Source organism: Pseudothioclava arenosa, from assembly GCF_002358085.1.
Lineage (GTDB): Bacteria > Pseudomonadota > Alphaproteobacteria > Rhodobacterales > Rhodobacteraceae > Pseudothioclava > Pseudothioclava arenosa.
Genome location: NZ_NTJD01000003.1, coordinates 82,942 through 98,720 on the forward strand (window position 1 = coordinate 82,942; position 15,779 = coordinate 98,720).

Here is a 15,779-nt window from a genome sequence, read left to right on the forward strand (position 1 = left end):
CGGAGTATTTTCAGCTCGATGAAAGGGGAGGGAGGCCCTCGACGATGGTCAGGTCCACCTCGGCTGCGGCATCGCGCGCGGGAATGGTCGCCTGATAGGCTGCGCCGAAATAGCAGGCGCGGGCGGCGGCAAGCGAGGGAAAGGCTACGACGACCGTGCTCGGGCGTGCCTGGCCCGCCACGACCTTTTGCGCTCCGCCCAACACCATGAGCTTGCCACCGCCTTCCGCGATCGCAGGTGCCGCCGCCGCGCGATAGGCGGCATAACCTTCGGCGTCGGTGATCGTCACATGGGCGATCCAGAAGCCGGGCGCGCTCATCCCAGATAGCCTTCGACGATACACAGATCGGCCATCGAGACTGGCGTGCGCAGCGCCATCGCAGCCTGATATTCCGGGCTGAGGTAGCAGGCGCGCGCGGCCGCGAGCGAAGGAAACTCGATCACCACCGTGCGCGGGCGCATCTCGCCTTCGACGACCTCTTGCGCGCCGCCCCGCACCAGGAACCGCGCGCCATATTTCGCGAAGGCCACGGCATTGGCGGCGCGATAGGCTTCATAGCCCAGCGGATCTTCGACGCTGACATGCCCGATCCAATAGCCCTTCGGGGTTTCGCTCATTCCATCCTCCCTGTTTCGCGCAAGGTTGGAATGCGGGGCCTGCTTTGGCAAGCCACCCTTCATTTTGCCGCAAATATCCCGGGGTGAATGCCGCAGGCAGAGGGGCCGCGCCCCTCAGGCGCCGCGGCTGGCCTTCTCGGCGATCCCCGAGATGCCCTGACGCCGCGCGAGCTCAGCCAGAACATCGTCCAGCGCCACATCGCGCGCGGCCAGCATCACCAGCAGGTGATAGAGCACATCCGCCGCCTCGTAGGTCAGGTTCTCGCGGTCGTTCTTCACCGCCGCGATGATCGCCTCGATCGCTTCCTCGCCGAATTTCTCGGCGCACTTCTCGGGGCCCTTGGCCAGCAGTTTCGCTGTCCATGAGCTCTCGGGATCAGCCCCCTTGCGGGCGGCGATCGTGGCTTCGAGTTGCGCAAGAATATCCATCACAGCCTCACCGGAATGCCTGCCGCGGCCATGTGCTCCTTGGCCTCGCGGATCGTGAACTCGCCGAAGTGGAAGATTGACGCGGCCAGCACCGCGCTCGCCCCGCCCTTGGTCACGCCCTCGACGAGGTGGTCGAGCGTGCCGACCCCGCCCGAGGCGATCACCGGCACCTCGACGGCCTCCGAGATCGCCCTGGTCAGCTCGAGGTTGAAGCCCGCGCGCGTGCCGTCGCGGTCCATCGAGGTCAGCAGGATCTCGCCTGCACCCTTGGTCACCACGGTGCGGGCGAACTCGACTGCGTCGATGCCCGTGGGCTTGCGCCCGCCATGGGTGAAAATCTCCCACCGTCCGGGCTCGACCGTCTTCGCGTCGATGGCACAGACGATGCACTGGCTGCCGAAGCGGTCGGCGGCCTCGGCGATGACATCGGGGTTGGCCACGGCAGCCGAGTTGAAGCTGACCTTGTCGGCGCCCGCCAGCAACAGCGCGCGCACATCTTCATGCGTGCGCACGCCCCCGCCCACTGTCAGCGGCATGAAACACTGCTCGGCGGTGCGGGTCACCAGATCGAACATCGTGCCGCGGTTCTCATGGGTCGCGTGGATGTCGAGGAAACACAACTCGTCCGCGCCCGCCGCATCATAGGCCTTGGCCGCCTCGACCGGGTCGCCCGCGTCGATCAGGTTGACGAAATTCACGCCTTTCACCACGCGGCCATCGGCCACGTCGAGGCAGGGAATGATCCGGGTTTTCAGCATCGGCGGGCTCCTTTGAGGCCTACATAATCGCCTGCGCGCGCAATGGCAAAGGGGAAGGCGCCCGCGCGCCCTCCCCCTTCATTTTGCCGCAAATATCCCGGGGGAGGCCGAAGGCCTGGGGCAGAGCCCCTCAGCCCTTCAGCGCCGCCAGCGCGGCAGTCAGGTCGAGCGCACCGTCATAGATCGCCCGGCCCGAAATCGCGCCCGCGATCACGCCGGTGTCGCGCAGCGCGATCAGGTCGGGCAGCGACGACACGCCGCCCGAGGCGATCACCGGGATCGAGACCGCGCGTGCCAGCGCCTCGGTCGCCTCGATATTCGGGCCGGTCATCGCGCCGTCGCGCATGATGTCGGTGTAGATGATCGCCGAGACGCCCGCATCCTCGAAGCTTTTCGCGAGATCCGTGACCATGACGTCGGTCTCTTCGGCCCAGCCCTTGGTCGCCACGCGTCCGCCGCGCGCGTCGATGCCGACGGCGACCTTGCCCGGAAACTCGCGTGCCGCCTCGCGCACCAGATCGGGGTTTTCCACCGCCACGGTGCCAAGGATCACGCGGCTCAGGCCCTTCTCGATCCAGGTCGCGATGGTCTGCATGTTGCGGATGCCACCGCCCAGCTGCGCAGGCACCTTGATCCGCGCGAGGATCGCCTCGACGGCGGCCGCGTTCACCGGCTCGCCTGCGAAGGCGCCGTTCAGGTCCACCAGATGCACCCATTCGCAGCCCGCGGCCTCGAAAATCGCTGCCTGCGCGGCCGGGTCGTCGCCGAACACCGTGGCCTTGTCCATTTCGCCGTGCAGCAGGCGCACGCATTGGCCGTCCTTGAGGTCGATCGCGGGGTAGAGGATCATCGGGGCTCTCCGAATGCTGGCAGTTTGGCGCCTTATGCCGCGTGCTTTCCCGCGCGGCAAGCGCCGAGGCTGTGACGCGAGGTCAGACTTAACCGGAATCGGGTTCCATGCCCTTATCGGCCCGGGATCAGGAGGAGGAGAACCCATGAAGACTGGTAAGTTCGTGCTGACGCTGGCGATGGCTGCGGGGTTGGCGGGGATGGCGAAGGCCGCCGATCCGATCGAGGGGCTGTGGCAGACCGAGCCCGATGATGGCGCCTATGCCCATGTTCAGATCAAGCCTTGCGGCGCGGCTTTTTGCGGCACGATCGTCAAGAGCTTCAAGGACGGCGCGGCTTTCGCTTCGCCCAATGTCGGCAAGCAGATCGTGATCGACATGGCACCGAAAGGCGCGGGCGACTACGAGGGCAAGGTGTTCCGCCCCTCGAACGGCAAGACCTACATGGGCAAGATCGCCGTGGCAGGGGCCGCGATGACGATGAAGGGCTGTGTGGCGGGCGGTCTGATCTGCTCGAAACAGGCCTGGACCAAGCTCAAGTAAGCGCGACGCTTCGCCGAAATTGCAAAGGCCGCCCTTCGGGGCGGCCTTTTTCGTCAGGGCTTCCAGCCAAGGAAGTTCGAGATGATCCGCAGCCCGGTCGCCTGCGATTTCTCGGGGTGGAACTGCGTGCCGACCATATTGTCGCGCCCGATGACCGCCGTCACCGGTCCGGCGTAATCCGCATGGGCCAGAAGGTGCGCGGGGTTGGCGACCTTGAAATGGTAGGAGTGCACGAAATAGGCGTGATCGCCGGTCTGGATGCCGTCCAGCACCGCATGCGGCTGGTCGATCACCAGATCGTTCCAGCCCATATGCGGCACTTTCAGGCTGGCATCGGCCGGGGTGATGCGCACCACTTCGCCCGGCACCCAGCCGAAGCCCGGCGTCTCCTCGAACTCGAGCCCGCGCGTGGCCATCATATGCATGCCGATGCAGATCCCCATGAAGGGAACGGCGCGCGTGGTCACGGCCTCTTCGATCGCCTCGAACAGCCCCGAAAACCGGTGCAGCGCCGCATAGCACGACGGATAGGCGCCATCGCCCGGCAGCACGATGCGATCGGCGCGGGCCACCACATCGGGCTCGCTGGTGACGACGATCGTACCGTGGCCAGCCTCGTGGGCCATCCGCTCAAAGGCTTTCTGTGCCGAGTGCAGGTTACCCGAATCGTAATCGACGAGTGCAGTCAGAGACATTCCTGTATTCCTTCGCCCGGATCAGAGCATGCCCTTGGTCGACGGCAGCGTGTCGGCCATGCGTGGGTCGGTTTCCACCGCCATGCGCAGCGCGCGCGCCACCGCCTTGAACCCGGCTTCGGCGATGTGATGCGAGTTGAACCCGTGCACCCGGTCAAGGTGCAGCGTGATCCCGCCATGGGTCGAGAGCGCCTGGAAGAACTCGCGCACCAGCTCGGTGTCGAACGTGCCGATCTTCTGGGTCGGGAACTCGACGTTCCAGACCAGGAAGGGCCGCCCCGACAGGTCGAGCGCGCAGGCCATCTGCGCATCGTCCATCGCCAGCACGAAATGGCCGTAGCGGCGGATGCCGCGCTTGTCGCCCAGCGCCTTGGTCAGCGCCTGGCCGAGCGCGATGCCCACGTCCTCGACGGTGTGGTGGTCGTCGATATGCAGGTCACCCGTCGCGCGCACCGAAATGTCGATCAGCGAGTGCCGCGCCAGCTGGTCGAGCATGTGGTCGAAGAAGCCCACGCCCGTGCGGTTGTCATAGGCGCCGGTGCCATCGAGATTGATCTCGACGGTGATATCGGTTTCGGCGGTCTTGCGGGCGATCTGGGCCTTGCGCATCGGGCGCTCCTTCGTTGTGGCTCGGCGTCTTATAGGCCGCGCGCGCGGGCTTGTTAAGCGCCAGCGCGCATCCTGCGGGGGCCGGAAAACAAAAACCCTCCCGGATGGGAGGGCTTTTGATTGGAGCGGGCGATGAGATTCGAACTCACGACCCTTACCTTGGCAAGGTAATGCTCTACCCCTGAGCTACGCCCGCACCGGGCTTTGGCCTTGCGGCCTGGGTCCGAACTGGAGCGGGCGATGAGATTCGAACTCACGACCCTTACCTTGGCAAGGTAATGCTCTACCCCTGAGCTACGCCCGCGCTGCCGGTTCGGTGGAGGGGGATTTATGAAATCGCGCCGGAGGCTGCAAGAGGAAAATGCGCGCTTGGGCGAAATTCTGTCGGGCGGGGCGGGGGGCGCTGCCCCCCAAGGCCTTGCGGCCTTTCCCCCCGGAGTATTTCTGGCTCGATGAAATGGGCTTTCACTGAGCCGAAAATACTCCGGGGGTGAATTTTCCGCAGGAAAAGAGGGGGCGGCGCCCCCTCTCTTATTCGAGTTCGACCAGCAGGTCTTTCGCGTCGATCTGCTGACCGGCGTGGACGTGCACGGCTTTCACAACTGTGTCTCTGTCGGCATGCAGGCCGGTTTCCATCTTCATCGCCTCGATGGTCAGCAGCAGGTCGCCGGTTTTGACCTTCTGTCCCACCTGCACCGCGACACTGGCCACGGCGCCCGGCATCGGCGCGCCGATATGGCCGGGGTTGGCGGGGTCGGCCTTGGGCTGGGCCTTCTGCGTCGATTTCACGGCGCGGTTCGGCACACGCACGGCGCGGGGCTGGCCGTTCAGTTCGAAGAAGACCTTGACCTCGCCCGCTTCGTCGGTTTCGCCCTGCGCGACAAAGCGGATCTCGAGCGTTTTCCCCGGGTCGATCTCGGCCGAGATTTCGGCGCCCGGTTCCATGCCGTAGAAGAAGACCGGCGTCGGCAGGGTGCGCACCGGGCCATAGACGCGGTGGCGGCCCATGTAATCGAGGAAGACCTTGGGATACATCAGGTAGCCCGCCAGATCTTCGTCATCGATCTTGAAGCCATTGAGCTCTGCCGAAAGCTTTTCGCGGGTCTCTTCCAGATCGACGGGGGGCAGGTGCTTGCCGGGGCGTTCGGTGTTGGGGGCCTCGTCCTTCAGCACCTTTTTCACGATCGCTTCGGGGAAGCCGCCGGGCGGCTGGCCGAGATTGCCGCGCATCATGTCGATCACGCTGTCGGGGAAGGCCACTTCGGAGCCCGGGTCCTCGACCTGCGCGCGGGTGATGCCTTGCGCCACCATCATCAGCGCCATGTCGCCCACGACTTTCGAGCTGGGCGTGACTTTGACGATATCGCCAAAGATCTGGTTCGCGTCGGCATAGGCCTGTGCGACCTCGTGCCAGCGATCTTCGAGCCCCATCGAGCGCGCCTGCGCCTTGAGGTTGGTGAATTGCCCGCCGGGCATCTCGTGCAGATAGACCTCGGAGGCAGGCGCCGCGAGGCCGGATTCGAAGGCGAGATACTGGCCGCGCACGGCCTCCCAGTAGTTCGACATCTGCCGGATCGCGGCGATGTCGAGCCCGGTGTCGCGCGGCGTATGCGCCAGCGCCTCGACGATCGAGCCGAGGCAGGGCTGCGAGGTGCCGCCCGAGAAGGCATCCATCGCCGCATCGACCGCATCGACGCCCGCTTCGGCGGCGGCCAGGATCGTCGCGCCCGCGATGCCCGAGGTATCATGGGTGTGGAAATGAATCGGCAGGTCCACGGCATCCTTCAGCGCGCGGATCAGCTGGCCTGCGGCGGTGGGCTTCAACAGCCCGGCCATGTCCTTGAGGCCCAGCACATGCGCGCCCGCGGCTTCGAGTTCCTTCGCCATGCCGACATAGTATTTCAGGTCGTATTTGGCACGGTCCGGGTCGAGGATATCGCCGGTGTAGCAGATCGTGCCCTCGCAGATCTTGCCGGCCTCGGCCACGGCATCCATCGCGACGCGCATGTTCTCGACCCAGTTCAGCGAATCGAACACGCGGAACACGTCGACGCCGGTTTCGGCGGCCTGTTTCACGAAGAACTGCACGACGTTATCGGGGTAGTTGGTGTAACCCACCCCGTTCGAGGCGCGCAGCAGCATCTGCGTCAGCACGTTCGGCATGGCCGCGCGGATGTCGCGCAGGCGCTGCCAGGGGCATTCCTGCAAGAAGCGATAGGCCACATCGAAGGTCGCCCCGCCCCAGCATTCGACCGAGAACAGATCGCCCAGGTTGGTGGCATAGGCCGGGGCCGCGCGCACCATGTCGATCGAGCGCATCCGCGTCGCCAGGAGCGACTGATGCCCGTCGCGCATCGTGGTGTCGGTCAGCAAGAGCTTCTGCTGCGCCTTCATCCAGTCGGCCACGGCCTTCGGGCCCTTGGCGTCAAGCAGGTCGCGGGTGCCGGGTTTCACGGTGCCTTTCGGCACGGGCGCCTTGGGCACGCGCGCCTCCGCCGGGGGCTTGGCGCGGCCCGCGGTCTCGGGATGCCCGTTCACCGTGATGTCGGCGATATAGGTCAGGATCTTGGTGCCGCGGTCGCGCCGCTTCTTGAAGGCGAAGAGGTCGGGCGTGGTGTCGATGAACTTCGTCGAATAGCTCATGTCCAGGAAAGTCGGATGCTTGAGCAGGTTGATGACGAAGTCGATATTCGTGGAAACGCCGCGAATGCGGAATTCGCGCAGTGCGCGGTCCATGCGGTGGATCGCGGCCTCGGGGGTGGGCGCCCAGGCGGTGACCTTGACCAGGAGCGAATCATAGTAGCGCGTGATCACGCCGCCCGCATAGGCCGTGCCGCCATCAAGGCGAATGCCCATGCCCGTGGCCGAGCGATAGGCGGTGATCCGGCCGTAGTCGGGGATGAAATTGTTCTGCGGGTCCTCGGTGGTGACGCGGCATTGCAGCGCGTGGCCCGAAAGCGTGATGTCTTCCTGCCGTGCGGTGCCGGTGGCCTCGGCCAGGGTCGCGCCCTCGGCGATGCGGATCTGCGACTGCACGATGTCGATGCCGGTGACCTCTTCGGTCACGGTATGCTCGACCTGCACGCGCGGGTTGACCTCGATAAAGTAGAAGGCACCGGTGTCCATATCCATCAGGAATTCGACAGTGCCCGCGTTCTGATATCCGACCGCACGACCGATCTTGAGCGCGAGTTCACAGACCTCGGCGCGCTGCTCGGGCGTCAGATAGGGGGCTGGCGCGCGCTCGACGACCTTCTGGTTGCGGCGCTGCACGGTGCAATCGCGCTCGAACAGGTGATAAAGCCCGCCATGCGTGTCGCCCAGAAGCTGCACCTCGACGTGGCGCGCGCGCAGGATCATCTTTTCCAGATACCCCTCGCCGTTGCCAAAGGCCGCCTCGGCCTCGCGCCGGCCCTCGCGGACCTTTTCCACCAGTTCCTCGGGGCCCATGATCGGACGCATGCCGCGCCCGCCGCCGCCCCAGCTGGCCTTAAGCATCAGCGGATAGCCGATTTCGGCGGCCTCAAGCTTGATCGCGTCGAAATCATTGCCCAGCACCTCGGTCGCCGGGATCACCGGCACGCCCGCGGCAATCGCCACGCGCCGCGCCGAGGCCTTGTCGCCAAGCGCGCGCATGGTCTCGGCCTTGGGGCCGATGAAGGTGATGCCCGCCTTGGCGCAGGCTTCGACGAAATCGGGGTTCTCAGACAGGAGCCCGTAGCCCGGATGGATCGCATCCGCGCCCGATTCCTGTGCGACCCGGATGATCTCGGGGATCGACAGATAGGCGCCCACGGGGCTCAGCCCCTCGCCGATGCGATAGGCCTCGTCGGCCTTGAAGCGGTGCAGGCTCAGCTTGTCCTCTTCCGCGAAGACGGCGACCGTCTTCTTGCCCATCTCGTTTGCCGCGCGCAGCACGCGGATCGCGATTTCGCCCCGGTTGGCGACCAAAATCTTTTTGAACATCGCGGGCCTCCTTCGAAAGTTCGGGGGGCACGGTAGCGATGCCGCGGTGCAGAGCAAGTGTAAATTGCGAAACTCCGCAAATATTCTGGCCAATTATGAAGAATTTGCAAAGTCGACTTTTGGGGCACTCCGGGCGAGGCTTTGTGCAGTCTGCAGGGCGCGCTATTGACAGCGCGGGCGCAGCAAGGGCAATCCTCGCGAATGATCGAGTTGCGCCCAGTCGGCTTCATTATCGGGATCCTGACCGCTGTTCTGGGGCTGGCGATGCTGGTGCCGGCCGCGGTGGATTTCGCCTATGGGCACCCGCATGCCTCGGCCTTCCTTGAGGCGTCGCTGATAACCGGCACGGCGGGTGCGCTTCTGGCGCTGGCCTCGCAAGACAGCCGGCGCGGCGCGATTTCCCTGCGCCAGAGCTTCGTGCTGACCGCTGCGGTCTGGGCAGTGTTGCCGGCTTTCGGAGCCTTGCCCTTTATGATCGGCTCGCCCGGGCTTGCCTTTGTCGACGCCTATTTCGAGGCGATGTCGGGCCTGACCACGACCGGCACCACCGCCATCGAAGAGATCGACCCGCTGCCGCCGGGCGTGAACCTCTGGCGCGGCATTCTGCAATGGCTGGGCGGGCTCGGGATCATCATTGTGGCGATGATCTTTCTGCCGGTGATGAAGGTGGGCGGGATGCAGTTCTTCCGCTCGGAAGGGTTCGACACGCTGGGCAAGGTGTTGCCCCGCGCCCGCGAGATTTCCTCGGGCCTGATCCGCGTCTATTTCGCGCTGACCGCGCTCTGCGCGGTGGTCTATGTGGCCTTGGGCATGGGCACCTTCGACGCGATCATGCATGCGCTCACCACGATGAGCACAGGCGGGTTCTCGAATTACGACGCGAGCTTTGCCCATTTCTCGGGGCCACTGGAATATGCGTCCTCGTTCTTCATGTTGCTCGCCGCGATGCCGTTTATCCGGTTTCTGCAGGTGATGGGAGGCTCGGTGCGCCCGCTCTGGCGCGATCCGCAGGTGCGCGCCTTCCTGCGCTGGCACGGCTATGCGATCGGCGCAATCGTGGCCTATCGGATGTTCCGCCACGAGGCCGATTTCTGGCCGACCCTGCGCGAGGTGACCTTCAACGTGGTCTCGACCTTTACCGGCACGGGCTACGCCTCAGAGGACATCACGCAATGGGGCCATATGGCCTTCGTAATCCTGATCCTCGTTGGGCTGATCGGGGGATGTACCGCCTCGACGGGCTGCTCGGTCAAGGTGTTCCGCTACCTGATCCTGATCGAGGCGATCAAGACCCAGATCAAGCGCCTGCACGCGCCGCATCGGATGCTCAGCCTGCGCTATGATGGGCGTCCGGTGGAAGGCGATGTGGTGAACTCGGTCGTGGCCTTTTTCAGCTTTTTTATCCTGACCTTCGGCCTGCTGATCGTGGCGCTGTCGCTGACGGGGCTTGAAACCAAGACAGCGATCACCGCTGCCTGGACCGCGATCGCCAATGTCGGGCCGGCCTGGGGCCCCGAGATCACCGCAAACGGATCGGTTGCGCGTTTCCCCGAGCCCGCGAAATGGCTGATGTCGCTGGGGATGTATGTCGGGCGGCTCGAGCTCTTGTCGGTCTTCGTGCTGCTTCTGCCGCGGTTCTGGCGCGACTGAGGCGGGCAGGGGGCGCTGCCCCCTCTTTTCCTGCGGGAAATTCACCCCCGGAGTATTTGGAGCTCAGTGAAAGGGGCAGGTTTGCCTCTGGCTTTCATCGAGCCGGAAATACTCCGGGGGGGCGTCCGAAGGACGGGGGGCAGAGCCCCCCTTGCCTCAGTTCCAGCAGGCGACCTGAACGACGAGTTCCTGGGCAATCTCGGCGATGTCTTCCGCCGCCAGCGCGCCCTGATTTTCCGAAGGCGCGGGGCTGAAACCCGCCTGAGTCAGCGCCGGGGTGAGGAGGGTCGCAGGCACGGCAATGGACAGGTCCGGTGGCAGCAGGCGCGTGGCGTCGGAGGGCGCGGGCAGCAGGAGCCCGATCACCGAGCCAGAGCCATCGAGCACCGGGCCACCCGCGTCGCCGGGCAGGGTGGTGACGGCGAGCCGGGCGCGGTCGGTTTCACCCGCAAGGCCGCTCAGCGCCGAGAGCGTGCCGAAGCTCAGTACCGGGGCCGAGAGCGTCTCGGGGTAGGAAAAGCCCGCGACGGCGATGGCCGCGCCGGGGGCGGGGGGCGCGCTTTGGAAATGGGCGATCGCGGCGGGGGCGAGGTCTTCGGTCGAGGTGAGCACGGCGATGCCGAGCGCGGGGTCGCTGAAGGCGATTTCGGCGGCGTGGTCCTCGATGGTGACGCGTTTGCAGACGTCAAACCCTTCGGCGGCGGTCAGCACGGCGCCTGCTTCGGTGAGCCAGAAGCCCGAGCGCGCGGCAACCGGCTGGCGCACGTTCAGCCCGGCCATCAGCGCGGCGCCCGACACCGCGAGCGGCTTGCCGAGCGTGTCATCCAGCGCTTTGGTGCCGGTGGGCTCGAAGCTTTGCTGCATCGCCGCCAGAACGCGGGCCATGCGCGCCTCCTGATCGGCGGGATAGGCGAGGGTGAAGCCCTTGATCAGCCCCGATTTCAGCTGCGCCTCGCTATGCGAATGCAGCTTGGCGTTTTGCCCGGTCAGGGTGAAAGACGTGCGATCGCGCGAGCGTTCGCCTGCGACCGGCACGATTTCCAGCGTCTGCATCGCGTCATAAAGGCCGAACAGGTCGGCCTGATCGCCCTGCTGCGAAATCAGCAGGATGCGCAGGCCCGAGCCGTCTTTCGCGCGGTAATGCACGAAGGGCGGATCGTAATGGTCGAACTCCACCAGAGCCATCGGCAGGGTCACGCGGATGCCTGCCTCGGGTTCGTCGATGGTCTCAAAGCCATAAGCTGCCTTTTCGGCGGCAACGGTCTCGAACAGCTGACGCTGCTGCGCCGAGGCGAGGAAGCCGGTGGGCTCGAACCCTTGCGCCTCTTGCCAGGCGGTGATCGAGGCGCGGGTGCCGCGGCCAAAGAGCCCGTCGAGCGTGCCTTCGTAGAAACCTGCCCATTCCAGCGCGGCCTGAATATCGCGGCGCTCGTCGCGCGCGAGCGCGGCCTCGAGGCGGCGCGACTCGGCCAGCGTTTCAACGGGTTGAGGTGCAGGCTCGGGGGCGGCTGCGGTTTCCGGTGCGGGGGCCGGTGCAGGTTCGGGCGCGGCGGTGGCCGGGGCCTCGACCGGCGGGGCCAGGTTGGCGCCGATGGGCCAGAACTGGCCGCGGAAACGCTCGCCCTGAGTGACGAAGGCGTCCGAGGGGATGATCCGTTCGCCGCGCAGAAGCTGGCGTGCTGTCTCGGCCGCCTCGGCGGTGTCGAACGGGCCGAGTGCGATCGCATACCAGCCGGTGCCAAGCTGGAACCCGGCCACGTCGGGCAGGCTGCCTGCCCAGTCGGCGGCGCGGTCGCGCGCCTCGGCGAGAGAGGATTTGGCCTCGAGCTGGACCCAGGACGGTTCCGCCCAGGCCACTCCTGTCCAGACCATCCCGGTCAAGGTTGCACCAACAATGGCTGAAACCGCCCGCACCCGATACTTCATCCTGTCACCCATGACGTTTCTTGTTTTCGCTCGGGCCGACCTTACCGATTTCGACGGGCGCGTCATCCGGAAATCGCCCGAAATCCCCGGTTTGACGCCTGCGGGCCACGCGGGGCCGTTGACCCTTGCGCGCCCCTTGCCTAGAGAGAAGGCGCTTTCAGCCAGAGGTGAGAGATGTCGAAACCCGCCGCCCCCCGTTCGTTCCAGGAAATCATCCTGCGGCTTCAGGCCTATTGGGCCTCGAAAGGCTGCGCGGTGCTGCAGCCCTACGACATGGAAGTGGGCGCGGGCACCTTCCACCCGGCCACGACGCTGCGCGCGCTTGGCTCGCGCCCCTGGGCCGCGGCCTATGTGCAGCCCTCGCGCCGCCCGACCGACGGGCGCTATGGCGAGAACCCGAACCGCTTGCAGCACTATTATCAATACCAGGTGCTGATCAAACCCTCGCCGCCCGATCTGCAGGAGCTGTATCTGGGCTCGCTCGCCGCGATCGGCATCGACCTTGACCTGCATGACATCCGCTTTGTCGAGGATGACTGGGAAAGCCCGACGCTCGGCGCCTGGGGGCTGGGCTGGGAGGTCTGGTGCGACGGCATGGAGGTGTCGCAATTCACCTATTTCCAGCAGGTCGGCGGCCATGATTGCGAGCCGGTCTCGGGCGAGCTGACCTATGGGCTCGAACGGCTGGCGATGTATGTTCTGGGCATCGACCACGTGATGGACATGCCCTTCAACGACCCGTCCTCGCCGATCGCGCTGAAATATGGCGATGTGTTCCGCCAGACCGAGCGCGAATATTCGCGCTGGAACTTCGATCAGGCCGACACGGCGATGTTGCTGAGCCATTTCGAGGATGCCGAGGCCGAATGCGAACGCATTCTGGCGGCCGATGACACCGACGCGGCAGGGCGGCGCATCGTGATGGCGCATCCGGCTTATGACCAGTGCATCAAGGCCTCGCATCTGTTCAACCTGCTCGATGCGCGGGGCGTCATCTCGGTCACCGAGCGGCAGGCCTATATCGGCCGCGTGCGCGCGCTCGCCAAGAAATGCGCCGATGCCTTTGTCACCACCGAAGCCGGAGGCGGCGCGTGAATGGCAAGCTGGTCGGGGGTGGGATCGTGCTGAGCGCGCTGATCGCGGGCGCTGCGGTCTGGTATTCGCAGCTTTACGGCTATTACGAGCCGCTGGAGGTCAATGCGCCCGCCGCCGAGATCCGGCTGACCGCGCTCGCCTCGGGCCAGCCCGAGCCGATCCTGGCAGAAGGTTTCGAGGGCATCGACGCCGACAGCTCGCCGCTGCGGTTTCGTGGCTGCTTCCGCACCCCGCTCAGCCTCGCGATGCTGAGCGAAACCTTCGAGATTTACGAAGGCGCGACGCCGCTGAACGGGCCGGGCTGGTTTGGCTGCTTCGATGCTGCGCGCATCGGTGCCGATCTGGAAGCCGGCGCGGCGCTGGCCTTCCTGTCCGAACATGACATCAAGCCCGGTGTCGACCGGGTCGTGGCGATTTACCCCGATGGCCGGGCCTTTGCCTGGCATCAGCTGAACGAAGAGGCGGAGAAGTAAGATGCCGGATCTGTTGATTGAGCTTTTCTCCGAGGAAATGCCCGCCCGCATGCAGCCGCGCGCGCGTGACGACCTGCGCAAGCTGGTGACCGACGGGCTGGTCGAGGCCGGGCTGACCTATGGCCATGCCGCCGCCTTCTCGACCCCGCGCCGCCTCGTGCTGGCGCTGCAGGGCCTGACCAAGGAAAGCCCGACGCTGCGCGAAGAGCGCAAGGGCCCGAAAACCGACGCACCGGAAAAGGCGATCGAGGGGTTTTTGCGCTCGACCGGCCTCAGCCTTGAGCAGCTGGAAATCCGCGACGACAAGAAGGGGCAGGTCTATTTCGCCGTGACCGAGCGCGCCGGCCGCCCCGCCGCCGAGATCGTCGCCGACGTGCTGGAAAAGACCATCCGCAACTTCCCCTGGCCGAAGTCGATGCGCTGGGGCTCGGGTAGCCTGCGCTGGGTGCGCCCCTTGCACTCGATCCTCTGCATCCTGACCGACGAGGCGGGCGCCGAAGTGGTGCCGCTGGACGTTGACGGCATCACCTCGGGCGACACCACGCGCGGGCATCGTTTCATGGCGCCGGGCGTGATCCGCGTCACCGGCTTCGACGATTACACCGCCAAACTGAAGGCCGCGAAAGTGGTGCTCGACCAGGACGAGCGCGCTGCCGCGATCTGGCATGACGCGCAGCAGATGGCCTTTGCGCGCGGCCTCGAAGTGGTTGAAGACAAAGGCCTTCTGGCCGAAGTGGCCGGGCTTGTCGAATGCCCCGTCGCACTGATGGGTGCGATTGCCGAGGACTTCCTTGGCCTGCCGCCCGAGGTGCTGCAAACCTCGATGAAAGAGCACCAGAAATTCTTTTCGGTGAAGAACCCGAAAACCGGCCGGATCGAGGGCTTTGTCACCGTCGCCAACCGCGAGACCGCCGACCATGGCGAGACGATCCTGAAGGGCAACCTCAAGGTGCTCTCGGCGCGGCTGTCGGATGCGAAGTTCTTCTGGGAAAACGACCTGCGCACGGTCAAGACCGAGGGGCTGGAAGGCATGGGCGCGGGGCTTGCCAATGTGACCTTCCACAACAAGCTGGGTTCGCAGGGTGCCCGCGTTGAGCGCATCGAGGCGCTGGCGCGTGAAATCGCCCCGGTCGTGGGGGCTTCGCCCGATCTGGCGGCGGAATCCGCGCGGGTGGCGAAATCCGATCTTCGGTCGGAAATGGTCTATGAATTCCCCGAACTACAGGGGATCATGGGCCGGTATTATGCGAAAAGTGCAAATCTGCCCGAGGCCGTGGCCGATGCCTGCCGCGATCATTACGCGCCGCTCGGCCCCTCGGACGACGTGCCCTCCGAGCCCGTCTCGGTCGCCGTCGCGCTGGCCGACAAGATCGACACGCTGACCGGCTTCTGGGCGATCGACGAAAAACCCACCGGCTCGAAAGACCCCTACGCGCTGCGCCGCGCGGCGCTTGGGGTTATTCGGTTGGTTTTGGCCAATAATCTGCGCGCAAACTTGGCGAAATGGTTCGAGAAAGCCAATTCCGCCACGGACACCGCCGACCTCCTCGCCTTCTTCCACGACCGTCTCAAGGTGTTCCTGCGTGATCAGGGCATTCGCCATGACGTGATCGACGCGGTGCTGGCGATGGCGGGGAATGACGATCTGACGCTGGTGGTGAAGCGTGCCGAGGCGCTCTCGGACTTCCTCAAGACCGAGGATGGCGAGAACCTGATTCAGGGCTTCAAACGCGCGAACAATATCCTCACCCAAGCCGAGGAAAAGGACGGGGTCGAATACAGTTTCGGCGCCGATCCGAAGTTTGCCGAGGGCGACGAGGAACGCGCGCTGTTCGCTGCGCTCGATGCGGCCGAGGCGGCGATTGCCCCCGCGCAGCAGTCCGAGGATTTCGCCGCCGTCATGGCCGAAATGGCCAAGCTCCGCGCGCCGATTGACGCTTTTTTTACTGCTGTGCAGATCAATGCCGACAACGAGATTCTGCGCCGCAACCGGCTTAATCTCTTGTCGCGGATCCGCCAGATCTGCCTGAGCGTCGCGGACCTGACCAAACTCGAAGGCTAAGCCTTCCCATCGCCACGAATATCCCCGCCGGAGGCTTCCTCGGGCGGGGTTTTCTTTGGTGGTGACAGAATCCGCGCCTTCATCGAAATGACATGTTGCCCCGAGGC

Annotated in this window: 14 protein-coding genes and 2 tRNA genes; 5 read left to right on the forward strand and 11 right to left on the reverse strand. The window is 65.4% G+C overall.

Annotation, left to right across the window (positions count from 1 at the left end; genetic code table 11):
- Nucleotides 1-10 precede the first annotated feature (10 nt).
- The 5 genes from CLN94_RS04645 to hisA all read right to left on the reverse strand — a co-directional run bounded on the left by CLN94_RS04645 (nucleotide 11) and on the right by hisA (nucleotide 2,655).
- Nucleotides 11-319, reverse strand: a complete 309-nt coding sequence (locus CLN94_RS04645; RefSeq protein WP_096431664.1) for a DUF1330 domain-containing protein — start codon at nucleotides 317-319, stop codon at nucleotides 11-13.
- A complete protein-coding gene (locus tag CLN94_RS04650; RefSeq protein ID WP_096431666.1) occupies nucleotides 316-618 on the reverse strand; it encodes a DUF1330 domain-containing protein in 303 nt (100 codons plus the stop codon). The genes CLN94_RS04645 and CLN94_RS04650 overlap by 4 nt, the downstream gene beginning before the upstream one ends.
- A 114-nt stretch (nucleotides 619-732) precedes the next feature.
- Entirely contained in the window at nucleotides 733-1,047 is a 315-nt protein-coding gene (locus CLN94_RS04655) for a phosphoribosyl-ATP diphosphatase (RefSeq protein ID WP_096431668.1), read from the reverse strand.
- Complete coding sequence (hisF, locus tag CLN94_RS04660; RefSeq protein ID WP_096431670.1) at nucleotides 1,047-1,805, reverse strand: imidazole glycerol phosphate synthase subunit HisF; 759 nt, start codon at nucleotides 1,803-1,805, stop codon at nucleotides 1,047-1,049. The genes CLN94_RS04655 and hisF overlap by 1 nt, the downstream gene beginning before the upstream one ends.
- Nucleotides 1,806-1,935: 130 nt before the next feature.
- Complete coding sequence (hisA, locus tag CLN94_RS04665; RefSeq protein ID WP_096431672.1) at nucleotides 1,936-2,655, reverse strand: 1-(5-phosphoribosyl)-5-[(5-phosphoribosylamino)methylideneamino]imidazole-4-carboxamide isomerase; 720 nt, start codon at nucleotides 2,653-2,655, stop codon at nucleotides 1,936-1,938.
- Between the two features lie 145 nt (nucleotides 2,656-2,800).
- On the opposite strand from hisA, the gene CLN94_RS04670 reads away from it, so the two are divergent.
- On the forward strand, nucleotides 2,801-3,196 hold the full coding sequence (locus tag CLN94_RS04670; protein ID WP_096431674.1) for a DUF2147 domain-containing protein: 396 nt from the start codon (nucleotides 2,801-2,803) through the stop codon (nucleotides 3,194-3,196).
- Between the two features lie 53 nt (nucleotides 3,197-3,249).
- Here CLN94_RS04670 and hisH read toward each other — a convergent pair whose 3' ends face one another.
- From hisH to CLN94_RS04695, 5 genes are all read right to left on the reverse strand, one after another.
- Nucleotides 3,250-3,891, reverse strand: a complete 642-nt coding sequence (gene hisH / locus CLN94_RS04675) for an imidazole glycerol phosphate synthase subunit HisH (protein WP_096431676.1) — start codon at nucleotides 3,889-3,891, stop codon at nucleotides 3,250-3,252.
- 21 nt (nucleotides 3,892-3,912) lie between these two features.
- On the reverse strand, nucleotides 3,913-4,500 hold the full coding sequence (gene hisB / locus CLN94_RS04680; protein ID WP_096431678.1) for an imidazoleglycerol-phosphate dehydratase HisB: 588 nt from the start codon (nucleotides 4,498-4,500) through the stop codon (nucleotides 3,913-3,915).
- A gap of 121 nt (nucleotides 4,501-4,621) precedes the next feature.
- Nucleotides 4,622-4,696: transfer RNA gene (locus CLN94_RS04685), tRNA-Gly, on the reverse strand.
- A gap of 33 nt (nucleotides 4,697-4,729) precedes the next feature.
- Nucleotides 4,730-4,804: transfer RNA gene (locus CLN94_RS04690), tRNA-Gly, on the reverse strand.
- A gap of 227 nt (nucleotides 4,805-5,031) precedes the next feature.
- Complete coding sequence (locus tag CLN94_RS04695; protein WP_096431680.1) at nucleotides 5,032-8,466, reverse strand: pyruvate carboxylase; 3,435 nt, start codon at nucleotides 8,464-8,466, stop codon at nucleotides 5,032-5,034.
- Nucleotides 8,467-8,667: 201 nt separating this feature from the next.
- Here CLN94_RS04695 and CLN94_RS04700 point away from each other — a divergent pair, with 201 nt between their 5' ends.
- On the forward strand, nucleotides 8,668-10,116 hold the full coding sequence (locus CLN94_RS04700; RefSeq protein ID WP_096431682.1) for a TrkH family potassium uptake protein: 1,449 nt from the start codon (nucleotides 8,668-8,670) through the stop codon (nucleotides 10,114-10,116).
- A gap of 156 nt (nucleotides 10,117-10,272) precedes the next feature.
- Here CLN94_RS04700 and CLN94_RS04705 read toward each other — a convergent pair whose 3' ends face one another.
- A complete protein-coding gene (locus CLN94_RS04705; RefSeq protein WP_179300231.1) occupies nucleotides 10,273-12,054 on the reverse strand; it encodes a trypsin-like peptidase domain-containing protein in 1,782 nt (593 codons plus the stop codon).
- Nucleotides 12,055-12,216: 162 nt separating this feature from the next.
- Between CLN94_RS04705 and CLN94_RS04710 the strand changes: the two genes are divergently transcribed.
- From CLN94_RS04710 to glyS, 3 genes are read left to right on the forward strand one after another with little or no spacing between them, the layout of a single operon-like run.
- Nucleotides 12,217-13,137, forward strand: a complete 921-nt coding sequence (locus CLN94_RS04710) for a glycine--tRNA ligase subunit alpha (protein ID WP_096431686.1) — start codon at nucleotides 12,217-12,219, stop codon at nucleotides 13,135-13,137.
- Nucleotides 13,134-13,610: a DUF6446 family protein gene (locus tag CLN94_RS04715; RefSeq protein ID WP_096431688.1), complete on the forward strand. Its 477-nt coding sequence runs from the start codon at nucleotides 13,134-13,136 to the stop codon at nucleotides 13,608-13,610. The genes CLN94_RS04710 and CLN94_RS04715 overlap by 4 nt, the downstream gene beginning before the upstream one ends.
- A 1-nt stretch (nucleotide 13,611) precedes the next feature.
- A complete protein-coding gene (gene glyS / locus CLN94_RS04720; protein ID WP_096431690.1) occupies nucleotides 13,612-15,672 on the forward strand; it encodes a glycine--tRNA ligase subunit beta in 2,061 nt (686 codons plus the stop codon).
- The last annotated feature ends 107 nt before the right edge of the window (nucleotides 15,673-15,779 follow it).

Bases quoted from the DNA above. Each gene is read 5' to 3' on its own strand.
- CLN94_RS04710 (WP_096431686.1), top strand. From the start codon at position 12,217: ATGTCGAAACCCGCCGCCCCCCGTTCGTTCCAGGAAATCATCCTGCGG.
- glyS (WP_096431690.1), top strand. From the start codon at position 13,612: ATGCCGGATCTGTTGATTGAGCTTTTCTCCGAGGAAATGCCCGCCCGC.
- hisB (WP_096431678.1), bottom strand. From the start codon at position 4,500: ATGCGCAAGGCCCAGATCGCCCGCAAGACCGCCGAAACCGATATCACC.
- CLN94_RS04700 (WP_096431682.1), top strand. From the start codon at position 8,668: ATGATCGAGTTGCGCCCAGTCGGCTTCATTATCGGGATCCTGACCGCT.
- CLN94_RS04645 (WP_096431664.1), bottom strand. From the start codon at position 319: ATGAGCGCGCCCGGCTTCTGGATCGCCCATGTGACGATCACCGACGCC.
- hisH (WP_096431676.1), bottom strand. From the start codon at position 3,891: ATGTCTCTGACTGCACTCGTCGATTACGATTCGGGTAACCTGCACTCG.
- CLN94_RS04670 (WP_096431674.1), top strand. From the start codon at position 2,801: ATGAAGACTGGTAAGTTCGTGCTGACGCTGGCGATGGCTGCGGGGTTG.
- CLN94_RS04650 (WP_096431666.1), bottom strand. From the start codon at position 618: ATGAGCGAAACCCCGAAGGGCTATTGGATCGGGCATGTCAGCGTCGAA.
- CLN94_RS04705 (WP_179300231.1), bottom strand. From the start codon at position 12,054: ATGGGTGACAGGATGAAGTATCGGGTGCGGGCGGTTTCAGCCATTGTT.
- hisF (WP_096431670.1), bottom strand. From the start codon at position 1,805: ATGCTGAAAACCCGGATCATTCCCTGCCTCGACGTGGCCGATGGCCGC.
- CLN94_RS04695 (WP_096431680.1), bottom strand. From the start codon at position 8,466: ATGTTCAAAAAGATTTTGGTCGCCAACCGGGGCGAAATCGCGATCCGC.
- hisA (WP_096431672.1), bottom strand. From the start codon at position 2,655: ATGATCCTCTACCCCGCGATCGACCTCAAGGACGGCCAATGCGTGCGC.
- CLN94_RS04655 (WP_096431668.1), bottom strand. From the start codon at position 1,047: ATGGATATTCTTGCGCAACTCGAAGCCACGATCGCCGCCCGCAAGGGG.